This window comes from Campylobacter concisus (genome assembly GCF_015679985.1).
Classification (GTDB): Bacteria; Campylobacterota; Campylobacteria; order Campylobacterales; family Campylobacteraceae; genus Campylobacter_A; species Campylobacter_A concisus_AC.
Genome location: NZ_CP049239.1, coordinates 1,105,773 through 1,129,734, shown reverse-complemented (window position 1 = coordinate 1,129,734; position 23,962 = coordinate 1,105,773). Strand labels below are relative to the sequence as shown.

Here is a 23,962-nt window from a genome sequence, read left to right as displayed (position 1 = left end):
ATCAAATAAAATTTAACTAGCCAGTGTTTGCTGGCTAGTTAAATTATTCGACAGTTACGCTTTTTGCGAGGTTCCTTGGCATATCGACGTTGTTGCCAAGTCTAACAGAAATTTCAAGAGCAAGTAGCTGAAGTACAAGCATCATCTCGAAAAATTCGCTCATATAGTGATCTTGCGCGCTTGTTTTTACGTAGTCATCGCTTAGCTCAAACTCAAGTGGGCTTATCGCTAGTATGTAAGCATCTCTTGCGGCAAGCTCTTCGACGTTGCTTTTTGTTTTTTCATAAAGTAAATTTTGAGGCATTAAAGCGATCGTAAATAGCTTCTCATCTGCAAGTGCGATAGGGCCGTGTTTCATCTCGCCTGATGGATAGCCCTCGGCGTGAAGATATGAAATTTCTTTAAGTTTTAACGCACCTTCAAGTGCTAGCGGATAGAAAATATCTCTACCAATAAAGAAGAAGCCATGACCGTGTAAATAATGCTTGCTTAGGCGGTGAAGCTTCTCTTGAAGAGAGTTGTTGATATTTAAAATTTGTGGGATGTGAAGAAGCGTTTTGATCTCGTGATCAAGCTCTTTTTTGCTGATAGACTCTTTTGCTGCTGCCATTTGAAGCACAAGCATCCAAAGCACGATGATTTGCGTTGCAAAGGCCTTTGTGCTTGCCACACCTTTTTCAATGCCAGCGCGAGTTAGAAGAGTATTGTCAGCTAGTCTAACGATAGATGAGTTATCAACGTTACAAATAGCAATTGTCCTAAGACCGGCTTCTTTAGCGATCCTCAATGCTTCTAGAGTATCTGCTGTTTCGCCGCTTTGAGATATAACGATAAAAAGCGAATTTTTGTTTAAGTAAGGCTTTCTGTATCTAAATTCGCTAGCAACTTCGACCTTTGTTCTAACTTTAGCAAGCCTTTCAAAAAGATAGCTTGCGGTTAGTGCTGCATGGTAGCTCGTGCCGCACGCGCAAAGCACGACATCATCGATACTTTTTAGATATTCATCGTCTAAATTTTCAAGAGTGACTTTGTGGTTTTTAACCCTGCCCATAATGGTTTCAGATACGACTGCACCTTGCTCGTAAATTTCTTTCTCCATGAAAAATGTATAGCCCTCTTTTTGGGCATAGCTCTTATCTTTTGGTAAAGCATTAAACGTTATGCTCGCCTTTTTGCCGTGTTTAAAGACTGCGATCTCGTCTAAGCTCACGTAGCCGTAATTGTTGTCATCAAGATATGCCACCTCTGTTGCATTGCCGATAAGTGGAGCGTCAGATGAAGCAAAGTATAGCTCTTTTTTGTCGCTCTTTCCTATCGCCATAGGAGCGGCATCTTTTGCAAAAAATATCTTATCAGGCGCAGTTTTGGTGATAAGTAGCGTCGCATAAGCGCCTCTTAGCTTTGCAATAGTTGCCTCATAAGCTTTAAATGGATCTTTTTTCTCTTTTAAAATTTCTTCAAAAAGGTGCACGATCACCTCAGTATCGGTTTGGCTGACAAATTTCACGCCCTTTGCCTCAAGCTCATCTTTAAGCTCTTTGTAGTTTTCGATAATGCCGTTGTGAACGACAAATGAGTGCTCGCCAAGGTGTGGGTGAGCGTTTATCTCAGTTGGTTTGCCGTGCGTCGCCCAGCGTGTGTGACCTATCGCCACGCCAAAGCCAGTTGATGTAAAGTCCTTTGTCTTTAGGGCTAAATTTTCAAGCTTACCGACAGCCTTAAAAAAGTCGATTTTGTCATCACTCATCACAGCCATACCAGCGCTGTCATATCCTCGGTACTCAAGCTCTTTTAGACCGCTTAAAATGACCTCTTTTTTCTCTTTATCTCCGATGTATCCTACGATTCCACACATGTTTTACTCGCTTATTAATAAATTTAATATCTCTTCGCCTTTACTCTCAAGTCGCTCGTTTTTCTCGATCAAAAAGAGATTTCTTGTTCTATTTTTGACCGTTTGGATTCTCGCACTAGTGACTTGAAAATGAAGCCTATCAAAAACACTCATCACATAAGCCATTAGTCCGCGCTGATCTTTTGCGTTGATGCTAAGTTTGGCGTAATCTTTTGAGTGATTTAGCTCGAAGTTTATCTCATCTTTGTTAATGTTTGGTTTCAAAGGCTCTTTTAAAACCTCGCTATTTAAGGATTTTAGAGCTAAATTTTTAGTAGTTTCAAGCTCCTCTTTTTTAACATTTTGGTTAAAATCAAGCCTGATATAAAATTTCTTCTCAAATAGCTCAAAAATTTCCATGTATGCTAGGTCAAATTTAGCAAATTCATAGAGCAGAGCACTTAAATTTAGGCTCTTTTTTGTATAAATCTGAATGCTTAAATTTTTAGAGTTATTTATAAAAATTTCTGTCGCATCTAAGCTATCTGCAACCTTGCTTAAATTTATGATCTCACTCGCACTATATTTTATAAAGACAAGATTTGATGTGATTTTAAAAATTTTCTCTTGCAGCTTTGATTCAAGTGCCAAAAACTCGCTATTTCGTTTTATAGACTGCTCTTTTTTTACGCGCCTTGTCGCTTCATCTAGTAAATTTTCATCGCTAAATGCACTAAGAGAAATTTCATAAAGTTCCCTTAAAAGCTTTGCTGTGTAGGCGTTATAGAGCCTCTCGTTTGTCGCATTTATCACGCAGTAGCTAAGGATGTAAAGCAGTTTTAAAACCTGCTTGTCGCCAAGCTTTGAGATAAAAGCAAATATAACGCGTTGGGAATAAATGTCTTCTCTGTTTGAGACATTGCTCATTAGCGTGTGGTATTTTATCAAGATGACGCCGATATTTACAGCTTTTTGACTTAAATTTAGCTTGTTTGCGTAGGCTCTAAAGATATTAGCGCCGATATTTGCGTGATCTTTGCCAAGCCCCTTGCCAACGTCGTGCATTAAAGTCACGATCTTTAGCATTGTTTTGCCCTCCAAGCAAAGCTCGGTATAGAGATTTTTTATGAATTTATCTTTTATATTTTCAAGAAATTTTACACTTAAAATGCTATGCTCATCGACCGTAAATTCGTGATAGCCGTCGTACTGAGCTAGCTGGCTGATGTGTTCCATTGGTTTTATTAAAATTTGTATCATTTGCGCATCAAGCAATGACTTTAAAATAGCGTAGGAATTTTTTCTTAAAAATATCTTCTTAAACTCACTTATAGCACGCTCTAAGCCACTTTTTGTGATGATGGCTCGCTTGATGTAAAAGATCGCACTTATATCAAATTTATAATCAACATCTTTTAGTTCTAAAAGCTCGGTTATTAGATTTTCAATGAGAGCTGGCTTTTTATGAAGCGGCACGTAAATAACGCCATTTATCTCGTAAAAGCCATTTTTTAGCCTTGCAAATTTTCTCTGATCAAAATTTAGCTCACTTTTAAAAAATGGCCTGCAAAGAGAAGCGATGATAAACCTCGAATAAATGGCGACATTATTCATCGAGCTTAGCATCTTTTGGCTGATAACGCTTTCATTGTCTTGAAGTTTTTTAGACTTTGTTTGCATGAAATTTGTCGTGATCTCAACGCTTGAAGCGCTAAAAGTATCAGAATTTTGCGTTAAATTTAAGGTGGTTAGTAGGCTTAGTAAAAAGTCTACATTTAGGTTAAAGCTAGCGATCTCTTTTTCATTCATCACTTTTAGGGCTTGTGATCTAACTGAAATGTCGCTATCTAGGCAGTTTAGTATGCAGTTTAGGTGATAAATTTCATCTATCCCGCCAAAGCCACTTTTTAGATTTGGCTCTTGGGCTAAGTAGCTGATGCTAGAAAACGGCAAAAATGCCTTTAAATGGTAGTTTAAAAAGGTTTTTTTATCAAATTCTTTTAATTTTACGATCTCGCTTTTTACTAGACGGTAGAGACTTTTTGAACCACAGATATATCGGACTTGCGATGTTTCGCTTTTAAATTTGAGATCGTCTTTGTAATTTGTAAAAATTTCATCTATTTCAACGCTTTTTATATAAAAATTTATTCCAGAGCTACTTAAAATTTCGCTAAATTCTTTTAAGAAATTCTTTATGTTGTAGCCTTTTAAATTTTTATAAACTAGTAAAATTTCAAGCTCACTATTTGCGCTAAGTAAGGTTTGGGCGTATTTTCCAGTAGCTAAAACACTAAAGGCAAAGCTATCATTTTGCGGTACAAAATCATCAAAAAAATCTCGCATAGTTTCATTTAAATAAGATTTTATAAAATCATCACATTCTTTGGCTAAAAAATTTGCAAAATTTCTACCCTGATTTTTTTGAAAATGTTTTGGTAAATTTGCCTTAAAATCAAGAAATTTCTCTTTAATTTTTAAATAATTATCGCTATTTTTGGTACTTTTATCGGCCAGCATTTAATGTTTCCATTGTTAAAAATATCTTGGCAAATGTTACATAATTTTTGCAAAAACAAAGCTTTATTTGCCTATAATGAAGCCTTAAGTTCAGCTTTAGGACGATAAAGATAATGAATCTATTACAAAAACTAGAAAGTGGCGAGAGATTAAGCAAGCAAGAGGCTTTTTCGCTTTATGAGCTTGATCTTTTTACATTGGCTAAATTTGCCGACAAAAAGCGCAGAAAACTGCACGGCAACAAGGTCTTTTTTAATGTAAATCGCCATATCAATCCAACAAATATCTGTGCTGATATCTGTAAATTTTGCGCATTTTCAGCTCACAGAAAAAATCCAAATCCATACTTAATGAGCCACGAAGAAATTTTAAAGATCGTTGATGAAAGCGTGAGTCACGGAGTAAAAGAGATACACATCGTATCAGCTCACAATGCAAAAAGTGGCTGGCAGTGGTATTTAGAAATTTTTAAAAAGATAAAGGCAGCTCATCCAGAACTTCACGTAAAGGCGATGACGGCAGCTGAGATCGACTTTTTATCAAGGCATTATGGCTTAAGCTACGATGAGGTGATAGAAAAGATGCTTGAATACGGCGTCGATAGCATGCCAGGGGGTGGGGCTGAAATTTTTGACGAAGAGGTCAGGGCTAAAATTTGCAAAGGCAAGGTTAGTAGCGAGAACTGGCTAAAGATCCACAAAATGTGGCACGATAAAGGCAAGCAAAGTAACGCTACAATGCTTTTTGGACACATAGAAAGTCGTGAAAATAGGATCGATCACATGCTAAGGATTAGGGACTTGCAGGACGAAACTGGTGGATTTAACGCATTTATCCCGCTTGTCTATCAAAGAGAAAATAACTACTTAAAAGATGTTAAATTTCTAGGATCAGCTGAAATTTTAAAGACTATGGCGATATCTCGCTTGGTGCTTGATAACGTCCCACACATAAAGGCATACTGGGCTACTTCGACGCTAAATTTAGCGATGATCGCTCAGGAATTTGGCGCTGATGATCTTGATGGTACGATAGAAAAAGAGAGTATCCAAAGTGCAGCTGGTGCAAACAGTGCAAATGGCGTTACGCTAAAGACATTTTGCGATCTCATAAAAACATCTGGTTTTACGCCGGTTGAGCGTGATAGTTTATATAACGAACTTAAAATTTACTAAAAGGAGCTTGGGGTGAAATTTTTTGACTTAGCACAAAATAAAACGAGTGTGAAGCAGGAATTTGGAGCGGGACTTACGACGTTTTTGGCGATGATGTATATCGTGCCGGTAAATGCGATCATTATGAGCAAAACTGGTATGCCTTATGAGGCACTAATCACTGCAACTGCGCTAATTACCATCTTTTCTACTGTATTAAATGGCCTTTGGGCGAACACGCCAGTTGCGATGAGCGTTGGCATGGGGCTTAATGCTTATTTTACATTTGGTCTTTGCATCGGCATGAAAGTACCTTGGCAAACGGCTCTTGGCGTTGTTTTTCTAAGCGGCGTGATATTTGTCGTCTTGTCTTTTACAAATTTTAGAATGTGGATAATTAGATCTATTCCGCTTGACCTACGAAGAGCGATAAGCGCTGGCATAGGCACTTTTATCAGCTTTGTGGCGTTTCAGCAAATGGGTTTTATTGTAAATAGCGACGCAGTTTTGGTTGGTATAGGAAATTTCAAAGATCCAAACGTACTTCTTGGCGTTTTGGGATTATTTTTAGTTATTTGCTTTTGGGCGTGGAAGATAAAGGGTGCGTTTATCCTAGCTGTGCTTGCTACTTCAGTAATAGCTTGGGTGCTTGGTATCGCTCCTCATCCAACAGAAATTTTCTCAACTCCAGCCTCTATCTCTCCGATATTTTTAGAGCTTGATATAAAAGGTGCGCTTAGCCTAGCCTTGCTGCCAGTTGTTATTACATTTTTTGTGACCGATCTTTTTGACTCGATAGGCACACTAGCTGGTGTAGGAACGAGGGCTGGAATTTTTGATGAAAACAAAAAAGATGGCGTCGTAAAACTTGAAAAAACTCTTGAAGCTGACGCTATTGCTACGGCAGCTGGCTCACTTGTAGGCGTAAGTACGACCACATCGTTTGTAGAGAGTGCTAGCGGTGTAGAAGAGGGCGGTAGAACTGGTCTAACGGCTGTATTTTGCGGACTTTTATTTATACTTACATTATTTATGTTGCCACTTTTTAAAGCGATCCCTGGCAATGCCATCTATCCGATCCTTGTAATGGTTGGCGTGCTTATGTTTGCCGAGCTTGCTAGTATAAATTTCAAAGATCCAGCCATTGCGGTTGCGACATTTTTCATAGTTGTGCTCATACCACTTACTTACTCGATCACAAACGGCCTTGCATTTGGCTTTATGTCATACGTAATAGTTAAGCTCATAAAGAGAGAATTTAGCGATATAAATTTAGGTGTAGTCGTGCTAGCGCTCATTAGTTTTATCGTATTTTTAGTGCATTGATAAGGAAGAAAGATGATATTTTATAGCTACGATGAATTTGCTGTTGATACTAAAAAGATGGCAAAACAGATAAAAGATGAGTTTGATCCAGAGGTGATACTAGCTGTGGCAAGAGGCGGTCTAACGCTTGGCCACTCGCTAGCTGTTGCGCTTAATAATAGAAATTTATTTACCTTAAATTCTATCCATTATGAAGATACAAACAAGCTTGATACGATTAATATCTTTAACGTACCAGATCTTAGCAAATACACTAAAATTTTGCTCGTCGATGACATCATTGATAGTGGCGAGAGCATGGTCGAGATAAAAAGGGAACTGCTTAAGCGTTATCCAAATTTAGATATAAAAATAGCGACCGTCTTTTATAAAGAGAAGGCTTTGCTTTTGCCAGAATTTAAGGTAAAAGAGGCTCACGATTGGATTGAGTTTTTTTGGGATATACATATTTAAGGAAAATTTTTGCTAGATAAATTTAGAGAATTTGTTGGACATCACGTCGCCTTTAGCGTATTTTTAATATGTTTGATTGATTGTATGTTTTTACTTTATACAGCAGATTCTCTTAGCATAAGTTACAGTGAAGCTGAAATTTTTTTTAACAAACAAAATTTTCTTAGCCATGTTTTAAACTCAAGCGTTCAAATTTTTGGTCAAACAGATCTTGCTCTAAGATCTGTGATGATCGCGTTTCATGTCATAAGTGTCGTTTTAATGTATAAGATAAGCAAATTTTACATTAAATTGGAGTTTGATAGACTTATTGCGGTATTGCTTTTTATCTTACTTCCTGGCACGATAGCTTTAGCTCTTATCGTCAATAATGCTGGGCTTTGCGTTATGCTGGCGCTCCTATGTATATACTTTTTTCATGTTACAAATAAAATTTTATTTGTAACATTTTTTTGTCTTTCTTTTTTTATAGATGGCGATTTTTTGATATTTTACGTAGGGTTTTTTATATTTGCACTTTACAAAAGAAAGCCGCCTCTTGCTTGGCTAAGTGCTATTTTATTTTTGCTCACGCTTTACTTTTTTGGTTTTGATACAAATGGTAGGCCAAGTGGGCACTTTATCGATACCTTTGGTATCTTTGCCGCTGTTTTCTCGCCATTTATTTTTATATTTTTTGTCTATACGATTTATAGAATTTGGGTTAAGGAAAAGAAGGATCTCTTATGGTTTATTGCGATTTGCTCATTTTGCTTTTGCATGATAGTCTCAGTGCGCCAAAGGCTGGAACTTGAGCAGTTTTTGCCATTTTGCGTGATCGCAACGCCACTTATGGTAAGAGTTTTTTTTAATTCGTATCGCGTAAGATTGCCAAAATTTAGAAAAGGCTATAAAATTTGCACGACCTTAGCGATGCTTTTTTTAGCCTTAAACTGGTCGATGATCGTATTTAATCAAATTTTTTACCTATTTTTAGATAACCCAACAAAGCATTTTGTATATAAATTTGATGTTGTAAAAGAGCTTGCTACTAAATTAAAAGAAGTGGAAATTAAGGATTTATACACTGATAATAAAAAGCTTGCATTAAGACTTAAATTTTATGGTATAGACGTAAGAGATGAGTCTAAAAATTTATTAGTAAACGCCGATCTAGATGGAAAATCAAAATTTTGCATAGAAAAAATGGGAAAAGTAATTGCAAATTTTGACGTAAGAGGCAGGTAGATGCATAAAAACAAGGGTTTTACTGTTATAGAGCTTATCTTTGTAATCATTGCCGTAGGCATACTTGCAGCAATGATCATACCAAGACTAGAAATAAACGGAGCCAGAGAGGCAGCTACGCAGATGCTAACGCATATAAGGTACGCCCAGCACCTTGCCATGCAAGATGATAAATTTGTACATTCAGAAAATGAAAAATTTTGGTTTAAAATGAGGTGGGGGATAGCTATTAATGATACTAGTTTGCAAGAGTGCTCTGTAGATGAGCCTGGGGCTAAATCTTGGAAATATAGTATTTTTTATGATAAAAGAGGTAGTGGTAATAAATTTAGTGGTAATTTAAATTCCAAAGAAGAGGTTGCCATCGATACACAAAAATCAAACAAATTCTTAAGTGCGGGCTGGAGAGGCATTCCTCAATCCTATTGTAATAAAATTAATATAGATTTAAATATTGAAAAAAAATATGGCATAAAATCGGTTAAATTTGTCGGTAGTTGCGGAAAAGGCAAAACACAAACCATTGATTTTGACGAATTAGGTAGGCCTATGAGAGTGGTAAGTGTTACTAACAATAAAGGAGCGAAAAGACCTTATTCAAGACTATTAAAAGGTGATTGTAAGATAGTTTTAACAGATAAAAATAACAATGTAGCCTCTATAAATATAGAAAAAAGAAGTGGATACGCATATATAAACTAAGACCCTATAAACCCACTAATAAAAATACACAATTTAAAATTTTTAATCGCTAACAATTTTTTCTCAAATTCCCTAATTATTTCAACTATCTTTAAGTATTGCTCGTATATAATTCCAGCTCACGAAACGAGAAACCACCTTTAACTTCATTGGTTAATAAAGCCTTTTCTTTTTATCGTTGTTCTTTTAACTTACAATTGTTAAACTATTAGTCAATCTTTGAAATCTAAACAAGTGATCGATTGAGCCAGTCTATTATTTTATAATTATAATAGATTAGACAAACTAATAAATAAAACTAAAAGTTTTTTTGATTAAAAACTTCATAATAAAATCCTATCAAATAAATTTTGCTAGGTAATAATATGGAGAGTTTGATCCTGGCTCAGAGTGAACGCTGGCGGCGTGCCTAATACATGCAAGTCGAACGGACAAGTAAGAGCTTGCTCTTATGAGTTAGTGGCGCACGGGTGAGTAATGTATAGCTAATCTGCCCTACACTAGAGGACAACAGTTGGAAACGGCTGCTAATACTCTATACTCCTGTCTTACATAAGTTAGATAGGGAAAGTTTTTCGGTGTAGGATGAGGCTATATTGTATCAGCTAGTTGGTGAGGTAATGGCTCACCAAGGCTATGACGCATAACTGGTCTGAGAGGATGATCAGTCACACTGGAACTGAGACACGGTCCAGACTCCTACGGGAGGCAGCAGTAGGGAATATTGCTCAATGGGGGAAACCCTGAAGCAGCAACGCCGCGTGGAGGATGACACTTTTCGGAGCGTAAACTCCTTTTGTTAGGGAAGAACAATGACGGTACCTAACGAATAAGCACCGGCTAACTCCGTGCCAGCAGCCGCGGTAATACGGAGGGTGCAAGCGTTACTCGGAATCACTGGGCGTAAAGGACGCGTAGGCGGATTATCAAGTCTCTTGTGAAATCCTATGGCTTAACCATAGAACTGCTTGGGAAACTGGTAATCTAGAGTGAGGGAGAGGCAGATGGAATTGGTGGTGTAGGGGTAAAATCCGTAGAGATCACCAGGAATACCCATTGCGAAGGCGATCTGCTGGAACTCAACTGACGCTAATGCGTGAAAGCGTGGGGAGCAAACAGGATTAGATACCCTGGTAGTCCACGCCCTAAACGATGTATACTAGTTGTTGCTAAGCTAGTCTTGGCAGTAATGCACCTAACGGATTAAGTATACCGCCTGGGGAGTACGGTCGCAAGATTAAAACTCAAAGGAATAGACGGGGACCCGCACAAGCGGTGGAGCATGTGGTTTAATTCGAAGATACGCGAAGAACCTTACCCGGACTTGATATCTAACAAATCATCTAGAGATAGAAGAGTGTCTGCTTGCAGAAATGTTAAGACAGGTGCTGCACGGCTGTCGTCAGCTCGTGTCGTGAGATGTTGGGTTAAGTCCCGCAACGAGCGCAACCCACGTCATTAGTTGCTAACAGTTCGGCTGAGCACTCTAATGAGACTGCCTTCGTAAGGAGGAGGAAGGTGTGGACGACGTCAAGTCATCATGGCCCTTATGTCCGGGGCGACACACGTGCTACAATGGCATATACAATGAGAAGCAATATCGCGAGATGGAGCAAATCTATAAAATATGTCCCAGTTCGGATTGGAGTCTGCAACTCGACTCCATGAAGCCGGAATCGCTAGTAATCGTAGATCAGCCATGCTACGGTGAATACGTTCCCGGGTCTTGTACTCACCGCCCGTCACACCATGGGAGTTGATTTCACTCGAAGCCGGAATACTAAATTAGTTACCGTCCACAGTGGAATCAGCGACTGGGGTGAAGTCGTAACAAGGTAACCGTAGGAGAACCTGCGGTTGGATCACCTCCTTTCTAGAGTACATATAGATATTCTCTCACAAGATATCTATAAGAAAGATATTCTCAATCATCCTTGTTTAGTTTTGAAAGATTGATAGACCTATAGGGGCCTATAGCTCAGCTGGTTAGAGTGCACCCCTGATAAGGGTGAGGTCACAAGTTCAAGTCTTGTTAGGCCCACCAGAGAATTTAATTGGGGAATTAGCTCAGCTGGGAGAGCGCCTGCTTTGCACGCAGGAGGTCAGCGGTTCGATCCCGCTATTCTCCACCATAAAATAGTTTAACTATATTAAGTCTAATTAGAGAGCTTAAAAATTAAACTTTCTAATTAGACTTTTGTCTAAATGTTCTTTTAATTAATATTGTTAATAGTCACAAGCAAGTTTTAAAAACAATTTTACAGGACTTGTTAAAGATTTAAATTTCTATTCTCTTTGCATTTAATGCAAAAGTTTGACATCACAATCTATTTAGGATTTAAAACTTATCTAAATAGTAGTCAATGCTTTCCGTCTTGAGAGCTAGAATTTAAATACAGTAACATAAAGTTATCTTTAACAAGGAAGTGATGCGAATTAGAATAATCTAATATAGAAAAGGTAAGCTACAAAGAGCAAGTGGTGGATGCCTTGGCTAGTAGAGGCGATGAAAGACGTGCCAGGCTGCGATAAGTCTCGGGGAGCCGTCAAGGGGCTTTGATCCGGGAATTTCTGAATGGGGCAACCCAGTTAAGCGCGAGCTTAACTACCTAATATGGAGCGAACGAGGGGAATTGAAACATCTTAGTACCCTCAGGAAAAGAAATCAAAAGAGATTACGCTAGTAGCGGCGAGCGAACGCGTAAGAGGGCAAACCGTTAGTTTACTAACGGGGTTGTAGGACTGCAATATAGACTAAACTTAGCTAATAGAATAACCTGGAAAGGTTGAGCGTAGAGGGTGATACTCCCGTATATGAAAGCTTTGTTTTACTTAGCAGTATCCTGAGTAGGGCGGAACACGTGATATTCTGTCTGAAGCTGGGTAGACCACTATCCAACCCTAAATACTACTACTAGACCGATAGTGCACAAGTACCGTGAGGGAAAGGTGAAAAGAACTGAGGTGATCAGAGTGAAATAGAACCTGAAACCATTTGCTTACAATCATTCAGAGCCCTATGATTTATCAGGGTGATGGACTGCCTTTTGCATAATGAGCCTGCGAGTTGTGATGTCTGGCGAGGTTAAGGAAACCCGGAGCCGTAGCGAAAGCGAGTCTTAATAGGGCGTTTAGTCAGACGTTGCAGACCCGAAACGATGTGATCTATCCATGAGCAGGTTGAAACCGGTGTAAGAGCCGGTGGAGGACCGAACCCGCTAGCGTTGAAAAGCTATGGGATGACTTGTGGATAGGGGTGAAAGGCCAATCAAACATCGTGATAGCTGGTTCTCTCCGAAATATATTTAGGTATAGCGTCATGTAGTAACACTAGGGGGTAGAGCACTGAATGGGCTAGGGCATACACCAATGTACCAAACCCTATCAAACTCCGAATACCTAGTGTGTAATCATGGCAGTCAGGCGGCGAGTGATAAAATCCGTCGTCGAGAGGGGAACAACCCAGACTAACAGCTAAGGTCCCTAAATCTCATTTAAGTGGAAAACGATGTGGAGTTACTTAAACAACCAGGAGGTTGGCTTAGAAGCAGCCATCCTTTAAAGAAAGCGTAATAGCTCACTGGTCTAGTGATTCTGCGCGGAAAATATAACGGGGCTAAAATGAGTACCGAAGCTTTAGACTTAGTTTTACTAAGTGGTAGGAGAGCGTTGTATTTGCGTTGAAGGTATACCGGTAAGGAGTGCTGGAGTGAATACAAGTGAGCATGCAGGCATGAGTAGCGATAATTGGGGTGAGAATCCCCAACGCCGTAAACCCAAGGTTTCCTACGCGATGCTCGTCATCGTAGGGTTAGCCGGGTCCTAAGCAAAGTCCGAAAGGGGTATGCGATGGAAAATTGGTTAATATTCCAATGCCAACTATAATGTGCGATGGAAGGACGCTTAGAGTTAAGCAAGCTAGCGGATGGTAGTGCTAGTCGAAAGGTGTAGGTTAAGATCCAGGCAAATCCGGATCTTTTTAAGCCGAGACCCCACAGGCGTTTGAAGTTCTTCGGAATGGATAGCGAATTGCTGATACTGTCGAGCCAAGAAAAGTTTCTAAGTTTAGTTATAGTTGCCCGTACCGTAAACCGACACAGGTGGGTGGGATGAGTATTCTAAGGCGCGTGGAAGAACTCTCTTCAAGGAACTCTGCAAAATAGCACCGTATCTTCGGTATAAGGTGTGCCTAACTTTGTGAAGGATTTACTCCGTAAGCATTGAAGGTTACAACAAAGAGTCCCTCCCGACTGTTTACCAAAAACACAGCACTCTGCTAACTCGTAAGAGGATGTATAGGGTGTGACGCCTGCCCGGTGCTCGAAGGTTAATTGATGACGTTAGCTCTGCGAAGCGTTTGATCGAAGCCCGAGTAAACGGCGGCCGTAACTATAACGGTCCTAAGGTAGCGAAATTCCTTGTCGATTAAATATCGACCTGCATGAATGGCGTAACGAGATGGGAGCTGTCTCGAAGAGGGATCCAGTGAAATTGTAGTGGAGGTGAAAATTCCTCCTACCCGCGGCAAGACGGAAAGACCCCGTGGACCTTTACTACAGCTTGACACTGCTATTGGGATAAAAATGTGCAGGATAGGTGGGAGGCTTTGATCCATAGACGCCAGTTTATGGTGAGCCATTGTTGAGATACCACTCTTTTTTATTCTGATAGCTAACTAGCTTGAGTTATCCTCAAGTAGGACAATGTCTGGTGGGTAGTTTGACTGGGGCGGTCGCCTCCCAAAATGTAACGGAGGCTTACAAAGGTTGGCTCAGAACGGTTGGAAATCGTTCGTAGAGTATAAAGGCATAAGCCAGCTTAACTGCGAGACATACACGTCAAGCAGAGACGAAAGTCGGTCTTAGTGATCCGGTGGTTCTGTGTGGAAGGGCCATCGCTCAAAGGATAAAAGGTACCCCGGGGATAACAGGCTGATCTCCCCCAAGAGCTCACATCGACGGGGAGGTTTGGCACCTCGATGTCGGCTCATCGCATCCTGGGGCTGGAGCAGGTCCCAAGGGTATGGCTGTTCGCCATTTAAAGCGGTACGCGAGCTGGGTTCAGAACGTCGTGAGACAGTTCGGTCCCTATCTGCCGTGGGCGCAAGAAGATTGAGGAGAGTTGACCCTAGTACGAGAGGACCGGGTCGAACCAACCACTGGTGTACGAGTTGTTCTGCCAAGGGCACCGCTCGGTAGCTATGTTGGGATGTGATAACTGCTGAAAGCATCTAAGCAGGAAGCCAACTCCAAGATGAATCTTCTTTTAAGAGCTCATATAGACTATGTGTTTGATAGGCTGGGTGTGTAATGGATGAAAGTCCTTTAGCTGACCAGTACTAATAGCTCGTCTGCTTATCTTTTAATAAGCATCACTTCCTTGTTAAGGATAAAAACTTAATAAGATATGTTTTTATAAGACTTTGTTTATGACTTTTAACTTTATCAAGTAGTGTTAAATAAGAGATTTATCTGATATATTTTTTATTTAACACTGCCCGTGACTATACAGACGAGGAAACGCCTTGCTCCATCTCGAACCAAGAAGCTAAGCTCGTCCTGGCTGATGATACTCTCCCTTACTGGGATGTTGGAAAAGTAGGTCGTTGCGGGCTTTGTTAATTTTTAATCTTCTTTATCTAAACAATCTTCTTTTAATATTTTTTTAATTTATAACAAAATATCAAATCTAAAATTTATTTATATTTTTAAATAATTAGACTTTTTATCTCTATGTTTATAAATATCTTTTAGTTTATGCTTTTATACAAGTGTTGACTAAAAACACCAAATATGATAGACTCCAAACCCAAATTTACCCAAAAAGGACAAAAAATGAAAAAGATTATATTCTCACTATTAGCAGCAGCTTCTACATTACTAGCAGCCATAAATTTAAACACCGCCACAAAAGAAGAGTTAATGAGTTTAGATGGTATAGGTTCTTCAAAGGCAGATGCAATAATAGAGTATAGAAAAGCGAATAAATTTAACTCAATAGAAGATATAAAAAATGTAAATGGTATAGGCGATAAGACATTTGAAAATTTAAAATCAGATATATCAGTATCAGGCACTACAAAGATAGATGACACAAAATCTAAAATAAAATCTAAAAAAGATGAGATAAAAGAAAAAGCAAGTAAAAAGAGTGATGAAGTAAAAGAGAAAAAAGATAGTGCTAAAGATAGTGCAAAAGAAGTCAAAGATAAGAAAGAAAAGCTAAAAGATAAAGCAGAGAAAAAGAGTAAAGCTAAAAAAGAGAAGAGCAAAGAGTAATAAATCTAGAAATTTATAAAAATTCTTACATAAAGTATATAAAAATAGTTAGGAGCGCATAGCGTTCCTAATAAAAAATAGATTGGTTTTTATATATTTGCCTACTTTTTAAATTCTATAACTTAGTTTGTCAACTTTTTAAATTTTTATAGATTAATAAGTTCATCCAATAGATCTTGTAAAGTAATGTTTCTTAAACTATCCTCTAAAGCTTCTTGTGCTTTTAGGAAGTGACCAGTTAAGAGTCCCTCGATCTTGCTACCAAGTGGGCAGGCTTTAGGTGAGTCAGAGTGGATCTTGAAAAGTTTTTCTTTATCATTTACTGCGTTAAAAATTTGAAGGAGGGTTAGGATTCTTTATTTAATATTTTAAATAAGCTTACTATTGAATATTTTAAATACCTAGTTAAATTTATAGAAAACTCTATTTAGATAAAGTCCTTCAGCTGGAGCCGGGATACGAGTTAGGACAGAGCATCCGTTAAGTGAAGCATTGATGAGCTCACCACCATTTTTTATACTCAAGGCTTTAAGTAGATTTGCAACCATAAGCCGTACTTGTGCGCGCAAAAAACCGTTCGCTTTAAAAACGATGATAGTTTGGTTCTTGTATTCATAGCAAAATGCCTTAAAAATTTCTCGCACTGGACTTTTTGTATCACTTCCTGTTTTCATATAGGAGCTAAAATCATGCTCACCAACAAAATTAGATAAAATTTCATTTGCTTTTTTGATATCAAATTTTGGCAAAAAGACTTTATAGTTTGAGCTAAAAACATCAAATTCTCCATGATCTATAATGTATCTATAAGACCTTGCTACGGCGTCAAATCTTGCTTGAAAATTTTCATCAACTAAATTTATACGTTTTATATGAATATTTGGATGAGCATGGCGGTTGATTAGCTCTTTTAGATGCTCTAAATTTTTAAAATGATCGCCACAAATTACGCTTGAGCTTTGATTGATCGCATGGACGTTTTTGTCTGTACGTGAGCTAGAGACTATTTTTTCAAATATTCCGACGTGAGCTAGGGCACGCGAAAGCTCATCTTCTACGCCATTTTCATGCGGTTGAGTTTGCGAGCCTTGAAATTTGGAGCCATCGTAGCTATAAATTAGTTGGATTTTCATTAGTATCTTCGCATGATCTTGGCTTTAAAAAGTAAAATTCCTGCCAATAAAAAGACGAAAAATATGAGTGGAATCGCAAAAGCTGGCTTTGATGAAAATAGCATTATGAGCGTAAAATACCCAAATAAAACGCCAAATGTCCCAACATAAACCATGCCCTTTTCATATCTATAAGTAACGATGCCAAAGCTTATAGCAAAAAGTGTACTGGCAAGTGGAAATAGTGCAACAAGTACATACGTACTAAGATCTTTTCTTCTTTTTTCGCTACTATTTGCCTCCGTCCAGTACTCTTTTATACTGCCTATATTGCTTATCTCTTCACTTTGGGCAGTCCTTATCTTCATAGATTTGAAGTTACTTTGGTGATAAATTTCATCTTTTATGTCATACATTTTTCCATCTAATAAAGAGAGTTCGATGCTTTGATTTGTATTAGTGATCTTTGCATTTTTTGCAGTGATTAAGCGTTGGGAGTCTTTAATGTAAGGATTAAACATCACGATATCTTTATAAGTAGTGCCGTTGTTATCTTGCATTTCACTACCCACATAGACCATCCAGTCAGAGAATTTTTGTCCAAACTGAGTTGGCTTTAAATTTAGCTTTGCAACAGTCTTTTTATAATCAATAAAATTTGCATTTAGCTGTGCGGCTATTGGTATCATTACTATAGCGATTACAAGTAGAGCGGTGCTTAAAAATGCTGAAAATATTAAGAAAAATTTAGCAATTTTATTTGGTGAGCCACCAAGCGTAAAAATAACGATGCTTTCATTCTCTTTTGATAATCTAAAAAGAGTCATCGCAAGTGATACAAAAAATGCGATAGGCACGACAAAAAGTAGCACGCGTGGAAGCATAAATGAGTAGAGTTTAAAAAGCTCACCAAAGCTGATCTCAATGTAAGAAGTGATGCGCGCGATCTGGATAAAAAATACGATCGACATGATCAAAAAAAGCGTACTAAATAGTGACGCAAAAGTCCCTAGGAAATTAAATAAAAGATATCTATTCACTCTACTCATAAATAAACCTTAAAATTTCTAAAATTTGCTCTTTAAAAGCGTATGTAATAAGTAAGCCAAGACTTAAAAATGGCACAAAAGCCAGCTCGTAGCTTTTTTTTTGAACGATTGCATAGACTGGAAGTGTAAAAAGTGCTGCAAGATAGATCGCCACTAGAGCCAGTTTGACTGGCAAGATAGCTCCGATGATCGCTGCTATAAAGATATCTGCGCTACCCATCGCTTCTTTTTTTATGGCAAAGCTTACAACAAATCTAAGCACCCAAAAGATAAGTGCAAAAAGGAATAAATTTAAAATCTGGGCAAAATTTCCTTTAACTATAAAAAGCATCAGAGCGTAGATAAATGCGAAAAATAGCGCTGCAAAAAGAAGTGGATCTGGCACGGCTTTATATCTTATATCTATGACGCTAAGAGCTAACAACATAACAAGACAAAGCCCTAAAAATAGCGCGTAAAGCAGAGCTTCTATGCTTAAAATTTCGCTACATTCTTTAAAAAAACAGATCAAAAAAAGTACCCCAGAAACTAACTCGGTTGCTGGATAGATGAGGCTTATTTTTTGCTTGCAAAAGGCACATTTGCCGCCTAAAAATATCCACGAAAAAATTGGAACATTGTGATAGAAATTTAGTTTATGATCGCAGTTTGGACAATGAGAAGCTGGAAAATTTATGCTCTCATTTCGTGGCAAGCGATATATCAGTACATTTGAAAATGAGCCCACGCAAATACCCAAAACAAAAGCAAAAACGGTAAAAAAGATGACTAAATTATCCATTATCTCGCTAAACTCCGCCAAATCTTCGCTCTATATCTTTAAATTTAGCAACGATGCTTGTAAGCTCATCCTTGCTAAAGTCAGGCCAAAGTGTTGGCGTAAAAAATAGCTCCGCGTAGCTTGCTTGCCAAAGCATAAAATTTGAAAGCCTGCTCTCGCCACCAGTCCTAATGAGAAGATCCACCGGCTCACTCTCATCAAGTGCTATATTTAGGCTTGCTTCGTTTATCTCGCAGCCTTCTAAATTTAGCTTTCTCACAGCTCTAATGATCTCGTCTTTTGAGCCGTAGTTTATAGCTAAATTTAATAATAAATTTTTATTCTCTCTTGTAGCGTTTTTGGTGATTTCTATCTCGTTTTTTAGCTCATCGCTAAATGGCGAAATGTCACCAATCGTGTTAAATTTGATCCCATTTTTTATAAAGTCAGCACGCTTTAAAATGAGAAATTTCTTAAGCAAATTCATCAAAAACTCAACCTCTTTTTGCGGCCTTTTCCAGTTTTCAGTACTAAACGCGTAAAGGCTTAAAATTTTCACTCCATTATCGATACAAAATTCGCACATATCGCTTACTACATTTGCTCCGGCTTCGTGCCCATTTGTCCGTAAAAATCCACGTTTTTTAGCCCAGCGTCCATTTCCATCCATGATAATAGCAAGGTGGTTTAATTCATTCAATCTTTAACCTTTTATATCAATAATTTGTTCTTTTTTGCTCCAAAGAGCACTCACATTTTGCACTGTTATGTTGGCGCTAAATTCACTTTTTAGCAAGCTAGCTACATTATTAAATGGAGTAGCGATCTCGTATAAAACTTCATTTTTGAATTTAAAAATAAGTGGAGCAAAATTTGAAAATATTAAAAAAATTTTCATATCATTCTCATCTTTTTTTAGCTGAAAAACGCCGTTTATGCCATTATAAATAAATGGTATATGCACGACATTTTCTTGCAGAGCAAAGAGCATTTTTGCTAGCACTTTCATCTCGTCTTTTGTCTTAGCCTCACTTAGACTTTTAAATAAATGGTCATAAAACCACGATAAATTCTCATTTTCTATCAAATTTTCGATAAGATTTAGCCCATCAGCCAAGACATCTTCGTCTAAAATTCTTGGCTTTTCGTATAAATTTTTTATGACGATATTTTCGCCCTGACTTTGCACCTCGCCCCAGTATTTCGAGCCTACGTTTAGCTCTTTTGCGCTTTTTGTGTTTAAATTTCTATTTGCAAAATTTAAAATGTATCTGTTAAAGCCGATCTTTTGGCTTACCAAGATACTAAGTGGAAGTGACGAATTTATCGCTACTAGTGGCGTATTTACATTTTTTGCTATTTTTTGAATGCGAGAAATTTTCTCTATCATAAATTTGCTGCTAGCTCCACTATGCGCCCTGCAATCTCGTCTTTTGAGGCAAGCGGCAGCAAAGTTTTATTATTTTTCGTGATGAAATTTACCTCATTTTGCTCGCTTGCAAAGCTGTTTTTCTCACCCAAGATATTTAGGCAAACTGCGTCAAGCCCCTTTTGCTCTAGCATTGCTCTAGCGTTTTTGTGTGCGCTCTCACTTGAGATTTCAAGCTTAAAGCCGATCTTTTTGCATTTAAACTCTTTTAAGCTTTGCAAAATATCGACATTTCTCTTTAGACTTAAGCTTAAAATTTCGCCAACGTCCTCTTTTTTTATCTTGCCATCAATTTTTGTCGGAACAAAATCGCTTACTGCAGCACACATCACAAGTAAATTCGCGCTCTCACACTCGCTCTTGCAAAGCTCTAAAAGCTCGCTACTTGAGCCAAATTTTAAAATCTCAAAGGGCTCGTTTTCCACTTCAAAGCTAGCAAGTAGTTTTACCTCTGCACCAGCATAGTAAAAAGCCCTTGCAAGCGCCATCGCCATCTTGCCACTTGAGAAATTTGTAATGGCTCTAACATCATCTATCTTTTCTGTCGTCGCACCACCAGTGATCACTACTTTTTTGCCTGCAAAAAGTGGCTTACTAAGCCTTTTAATGGCAGCTTCTACTATCATCTCAGGACTGGCAAGACCGCCCTTGCCAACGTCGCCACAAGCTAGAGTTTTTAAAACCGGCTCTACTACTAAAGCACCGTTTTTCTTTAAAATTTCAAGTGAGTTTTGCGTCGCGAAGTGCTCTATCATATTGTTATTTGCAGCAGGGGCAACGACTAAAGGTACGTGTGAGGCGGCGATTAGTGTTTGCATGAAGACATTGTCACAGATGCCAGCTGTTAGTTTGTTTATCGTATTTACAGAGGCTGGAGCGATGAGAACTAGATCCATTTTAGAGTAGGCTATGTGATTTACGCCATCTTGCCAGTTTTGTGTTTGTGAGCTTAAAATTTTATGCTCACTTAGCGCCTCAAAGCCGCTTACACTGCAAAATTCAAGCGCTCCGTCACTTAAAGCCACATAAACATCAGCGCCTTGCTTTTTAAGCAGCGATAAAATTTCAAATGCCTTGTAAAAGGCGATACTACCGCAAACGGCTAGTAAAATTTTCTTATTTTTTAACATCGTCTTTGCCAAAGAATTTCTCAAAAAAGCCGCTTTTGTTCTCTTGACGACCTCTGCTAATCGCTAGCGCTCCACTCTCAACATCTTTTGTGATGGTGCTGCCAGCTGCGATGATAACATTATCAGCGATATTGACAGGGGCAACTAGCTGGGTATCTGAGCCAACAAAGACGTTTTTGCCGATCTTGGTTTTGTATTTTGCCTTGCCGTCGTAGTTGCACGTGATTGTGCCACAACCGATATTTGTGCCACTTTCTATCTCGCAGTCGCCAAGATAGCTTAAGTGTCCAGCTTTTACGCCACTAAGAACGCCTTTTTTAACCTCGACAAAATTTCCTATATGTGTGTTAGAAATTTCAGAATTTGGCCTTATGTGAGCTAGTGGGCCGATGTCTGAGTTTTTGATGACGCTGCTTTCGATCACCGATGAGCTTTTGATGACGCTCTCTGTGATGACGCACTCGCCAAGGATGCTTACGTTTTCTTCTAGCACGCATTCGCCTTCAAATTTAGCTCTGCTGTCTATGAAAATGCTCTCAGGCATGCGCATCAAAACGCCAGCCTTCATCAAATCTTGCTTGATCTCATCTTGCATTATTTTTTCTGCAATGCTAAGCTGAAATTTATCATTTATGCCCATAAAATTTTGCTCGCTAACACTCACTGCAACGCACTTTAAACCCTTTTCATTTGCTATTTTTATGGCGTCAGTTAGGTAGTACTCTTTTTGCGCGTTTTGGTTGCTTATGAGTGGTAAAATTTGCTCTAGCGCTTCGCGTTTAAAGCAGTAGCAGCCAGCATTTACGCTTTTTATCGCAAGTTGCGCTTCGCTCGCATCTTTTTGCTCGACGATGCCTTCAACTTTACCATTTTTTATGATAACTCTGCCGTAGCCAAAAGGATTTGCCGCTTCAAATGAGCTCATAACCACGTCCGCTTCAGCATTTGCTAGGCGCATTAGATCGGTTGATTTTACAAGAGGCATATCGCCACAAGTTACAAGCACCTTTTCGCCGCTTAAATTTACGCTCTTTATCGCGCCAGCAGTGCCTGGAAAATTTGCTAGATCTTGCTCGAAAATTTTAGTTTGAGGGAAAATTTCTTTTATCTTTTTGCTAATTAACTCTTTTTCGTAGTGAAGCACGACGCTAACGTCATTTGTGATCGCATAAGCTTGCTTTAATATGTGAATGATCATTGGCTCGCCACATAGCTCAAATAGAACTTTTGGGCGTTTTGATTTCATTCTGGTGCCAAGACCAGCCGCTAAAATTATGATTGAAGTATTGTTCATTTTTAAGCCTTTTAACGTTAAAAATTTCGCAGATTGTAGCAAAAAATGCCAAACATTTTTTTTAATTTAACGATTGTTTCAACAAAAAGCTAATAAAATAGCAATTCTTAAGAATTTATAAATAAAGTGAGCTTAAATGGATTTAGGAACCGTCGTCGGCTGGGTTTTGACCCTGGTGCTTTTGTTTGGATCAATGGCGATAGGCGTTGGTATAGGACCATACATCGATATTCCTTCTGTGATGATCGTTTTTGGTGGTACTATCGGCGTTATGATGGTTGGCTTCAAGATGGAGACGCTTAAAGGAATCGGTAAATTTTATGGCATTGCTGTTAAACCATCAGTCGTAGTAAATTTACCTGAGACTATAAAAAAAATAGTCGATTATTCAACTAAAGCTAGACGTGATGGTATCTTATCGCTCGAAAGCGAAGTAAATAATGAGACAAATCAGTTTTTAAAAAGAGGCCTCTCAATGGCGGTCGATGGCAATGAGCCAGATGCGATCAGAGCACTTTTGGAGATCGATATCGATCAAACTAGTACAAGACATTCAAATAATATTAAAATTTTTGAGCAAGTCGGCGGTTTTGCTGGTGCGATGGGTATGATCGGTACGCTCATTGGTCTTGTTGCGATGCTTCTTAACATGTCAGATCCTAGTGCGATTGGCCCATCAATGGCGGTTGCCTTGCTTACGACGCTTTATGGTGCGATGATAGGTAACATCATAGGTGCGCCTGTGGCAAATATCCTCTCTATTCGCGATGCTGATGAAGCACTTGAAAAACAAGTCGTACTTGAGGGAATCATGTCGATACAAGCAGGTGATAATCCAAGAACGCTTGAAGCTAAACTCTTAGCATTTTTACCACCAAAAGATAGAAAAAGTCAGTTTGAATAATGGGTAAGTTAATAAAACCAGAAGAGTGTCCAAAATGTATGCCTGAGTGGCTAGCTGCTTTTGGCGACCTTATGTCGCTTTTGCTTTGTTTTTTCGTTTTATTACTTTCTATGGCGACAATGGATGCTAAAAAGATGGAGGCCGCTGTTGGCTCACTAGCTGGTGCTTTGAGCGTGCTTGAAGGTGGTGCTAGACCTGAAAATCAGATAGAAAAAGAGACAGATCCAGAAAATACTCGCGCAAAAAAGATAAGCAAGCAAAAGGGCTCACAAAGTGAGCTAAATATGAATGTTAAAAAGATAAATGAGCTGCTAGCTGCTAGCGGGGCACCTGAGATCACTATGGAAGAGAGCGAAGATGGCTTTATCGTAAGGCTTCCAGCGGCTATGCTTTTTGATAAGGATAGTGCTGAAATTTCTGGCGAAGATGCGAAGCTATTTTTAAAACGAATAGGCATGATTGTGGCAAAAATGCCTAATGATGTAAAAGCCGATATCATCGGCCATACAGATAATATAGAACCAAGCAAAGACTCAGCTTATAAAAATAACTGGCAGCTCTCAACTGCAAGGGCTTTAAGCGTAGTTGAAGAGTTAATTAACGATGGCGTGCCACAAAATAGAATAATAGCTTCTGGCAAAGCTTCGTTTGATCCGATCGCTAGCAACAGCACAGAAGATGGCAGAGCTAAGAATAATAGAGTAGAAATTCACTTCATATCGCTTGAGCCAAAAAATAAAGAGGCTACTAAGAAAAGTATCCTTGATATGAGGAATTAGTCGTGAAAGCA

The 23,962-nt window shown here is 38.6% G+C and carries 18 protein-coding genes, 2 tRNA genes and 3 rRNA genes; 13 read left to right on the top strand and 10 right to left on the bottom strand.

The window, feature by feature from the left end:
- Positions 1 to 43: 43 nt before the first annotated feature.
- Both glmS and G5B98_RS05720 read right to left on the bottom strand, forming a co-directional pair.
- A complete protein-coding gene (gene glmS, locus G5B98_RS05725; RefSeq protein WP_196086301.1) occupies positions 44 to 1,855 on the bottom strand; it encodes a glutamine--fructose-6-phosphate transaminase (isomerizing) in 1,812 nt (603 codons plus the stop codon).
- A gap of 3 nt (positions 1,856 to 1,858) precedes the next feature.
- Positions 1,859 to 4,354, bottom strand: a complete 2,496-nt coding sequence (locus G5B98_RS05720) for an HD domain-containing protein (RefSeq protein WP_196086300.1) — start codon at positions 4,352 to 4,354, stop codon at positions 1,859 to 1,861.
- Positions 4,355 to 4,464: 110 nt separating this feature from the next.
- On the opposite strand from G5B98_RS05720, the gene mqnE reads away from it, so the two are divergent.
- The 11 genes from mqnE (at position 4,465) to G5B98_RS09645 (ending at position 15,494) form a co-directional block, all read left to right on the top strand.
- A complete protein-coding gene (gene mqnE / locus G5B98_RS05715; protein WP_196087358.1) occupies positions 4,465 to 5,529 on the top strand; it encodes an aminofutalosine synthase MqnE in 1,065 nt (354 codons plus the stop codon).
- Positions 5,530 to 5,541: 12 nt separating this feature from the next.
- Complete coding sequence (locus tag G5B98_RS05710; protein WP_087578927.1) at positions 5,542 to 6,834, top strand: NCS2 family permease; 1,293 nt, start codon at positions 5,542 to 5,544, stop codon at positions 6,832 to 6,834.
- A gap of 12 nt (positions 6,835 to 6,846) precedes the next feature.
- Positions 6,847 to 7,287 (top strand): phosphoribosyltransferase, encoded by a 441-nt coding sequence (locus G5B98_RS05705; protein WP_054196841.1) that lies wholly within the window; start codon positions 6,847 to 6,849, stop codon positions 7,285 to 7,287.
- Positions 7,288 to 7,296: 9 nt separating this feature from the next.
- Positions 7,297 to 8,514, top strand: a complete 1,218-nt coding sequence (locus tag G5B98_RS05700; RefSeq protein ID WP_196086299.1) for a hypothetical protein — start codon at positions 7,297 to 7,299, stop codon at positions 8,512 to 8,514.
- Entirely contained in the window at positions 8,515 to 9,216 is a 702-nt protein-coding gene (locus tag G5B98_RS05695) for a pilus assembly FimT family protein (RefSeq protein WP_196086298.1), read from the top strand. It begins immediately after the preceding gene.
- A 362-nt stretch (positions 9,217 to 9,578) separates the two neighbouring features.
- Positions 9,579 to 11,089: ribosomal RNA gene (locus tag G5B98_RS05690) — 16S ribosomal RNA — on the top strand.
- Between the two features lie 94 nt (positions 11,090 to 11,183).
- Positions 11,184 to 11,260: transfer RNA gene (locus tag G5B98_RS05685), tRNA-Ile, on the top strand.
- Positions 11,261 to 11,272: 12 nt separating this feature from the next.
- A tRNA-Ala gene (locus G5B98_RS05680) sits at positions 11,273 to 11,348 on the top strand.
- Between the two features lie 326 nt (positions 11,349 to 11,674).
- Positions 11,675 to 14,578 (top strand): 23S ribosomal RNA (locus G5B98_RS05675).
- A 133-nt stretch (positions 14,579 to 14,711) separates the two neighbouring features.
- Positions 14,712 to 14,830 (top strand): 5S ribosomal RNA (gene rrf, locus G5B98_RS05670).
- The 16S, 23S and 5S rRNA genes sit together here with 2 tRNA genes alongside, the layout of an rRNA operon.
- 220 nt (positions 14,831 to 15,050) lie before the next feature.
- Positions 15,051 to 15,494, top strand: a complete 444-nt coding sequence (locus G5B98_RS09645; protein WP_084110099.1) for a ComEA family DNA-binding protein — start codon at positions 15,051 to 15,053, stop codon at positions 15,492 to 15,494.
- A 146-nt stretch (positions 15,495 to 15,640) separates the two neighbouring features.
- On the opposite strand, the gene G5B98_RS09425 is transcribed toward G5B98_RS09645, so the two are convergent.
- The 8 genes from G5B98_RS09425 to glmU all read right to left on the bottom strand — a co-directional run bounded on the left by G5B98_RS09425 (position 15,641) and on the right by glmU (position 22,268).
- Positions 15,641 to 15,829, bottom strand: a complete 189-nt coding sequence (locus tag G5B98_RS09425; RefSeq protein WP_269775691.1) for a hypothetical protein — start codon at positions 15,827 to 15,829, stop codon at positions 15,641 to 15,643.
- Positions 15,830 to 15,895: 66 nt separating this feature from the next.
- Complete coding sequence (gene truA / locus G5B98_RS05660) at positions 15,896 to 16,627, bottom strand: tRNA pseudouridine(38-40) synthase TruA (RefSeq protein WP_196086297.1); 732 nt, start codon at positions 16,625 to 16,627, stop codon at positions 15,896 to 15,898.
- Positions 16,627 to 17,655: an LptF/LptG family permease gene (locus G5B98_RS05655; protein WP_148821591.1), complete on the bottom strand. Its 1,029-nt coding sequence runs from the start codon at positions 17,653 to 17,655 to the stop codon at positions 16,627 to 16,629. The genes truA and G5B98_RS05655 overlap by 1 nt, the downstream gene beginning before the upstream one ends.
- Positions 17,648 to 18,436: a prepilin peptidase gene (locus G5B98_RS05650; RefSeq protein ID WP_196087357.1), complete on the bottom strand. Its 789-nt coding sequence runs from the start codon at positions 18,434 to 18,436 to the stop codon at positions 17,648 to 17,650. The genes G5B98_RS05655 and G5B98_RS05650 overlap by 8 nt, the downstream gene beginning before the upstream one ends.
- Positions 18,437 to 18,443: 7 nt before the next feature.
- The gene (gene uppS, locus G5B98_RS05645) at positions 18,444 to 19,115 is read right to left on the bottom strand and encodes a polyprenyl diphosphate synthase (protein ID WP_196086296.1); all 672 of its coding nucleotides are present in this window, start codon (positions 19,113 to 19,115) and stop codon (positions 18,444 to 18,446) included.
- Positions 19,116 to 19,118: 3 nt separating this feature from the next.
- Positions 19,119 to 19,805, bottom strand: a complete 687-nt coding sequence (locus G5B98_RS05640; protein WP_196086295.1) for a hypothetical protein — start codon at positions 19,803 to 19,805, stop codon at positions 19,119 to 19,121.
- Entirely contained in the window at positions 19,802 to 20,974 is a 1,173-nt protein-coding gene (gene coaBC, locus G5B98_RS05635; RefSeq protein WP_196087356.1) for a bifunctional phosphopantothenoylcysteine decarboxylase/phosphopantothenate--cysteine ligase CoaBC, read from the bottom strand. Before coaBC ends, G5B98_RS05640 begins: the two co-directional genes overlap by 4 nt.
- Positions 20,961 to 22,268, bottom strand: a complete 1,308-nt coding sequence (gene glmU, locus G5B98_RS05630) for a bifunctional UDP-N-acetylglucosamine diphosphorylase/glucosamine-1-phosphate N-acetyltransferase GlmU (protein WP_196086294.1) — start codon at positions 22,266 to 22,268, stop codon at positions 20,961 to 20,963. The genes coaBC and glmU overlap by 14 nt, the downstream gene beginning before the upstream one ends.
- Positions 22,269 to 22,404: 136 nt before the next feature.
- Here glmU and G5B98_RS05625 point away from each other — a divergent pair, with 136 nt between their 5' ends.
- On the top strand, positions 22,405 to 23,172 hold the full coding sequence (locus tag G5B98_RS05625; RefSeq protein ID WP_021091276.1) for a motility protein A: 768 nt from the start codon (positions 22,405 to 22,407) through the stop codon (positions 23,170 to 23,172).
- The gene (locus G5B98_RS05620) at positions 23,172 to 23,951 is read left to right on the top strand and encodes an OmpA/MotB family protein (protein ID WP_035167452.1); all 780 of its coding nucleotides are present in this window, start codon (positions 23,172 to 23,174) and stop codon (positions 23,949 to 23,951) included. The genes G5B98_RS05625 and G5B98_RS05620 overlap by 1 nt, the downstream gene beginning before the upstream one ends.
- Positions 23,952 to 23,962 lie beyond the last annotated feature (11 nt).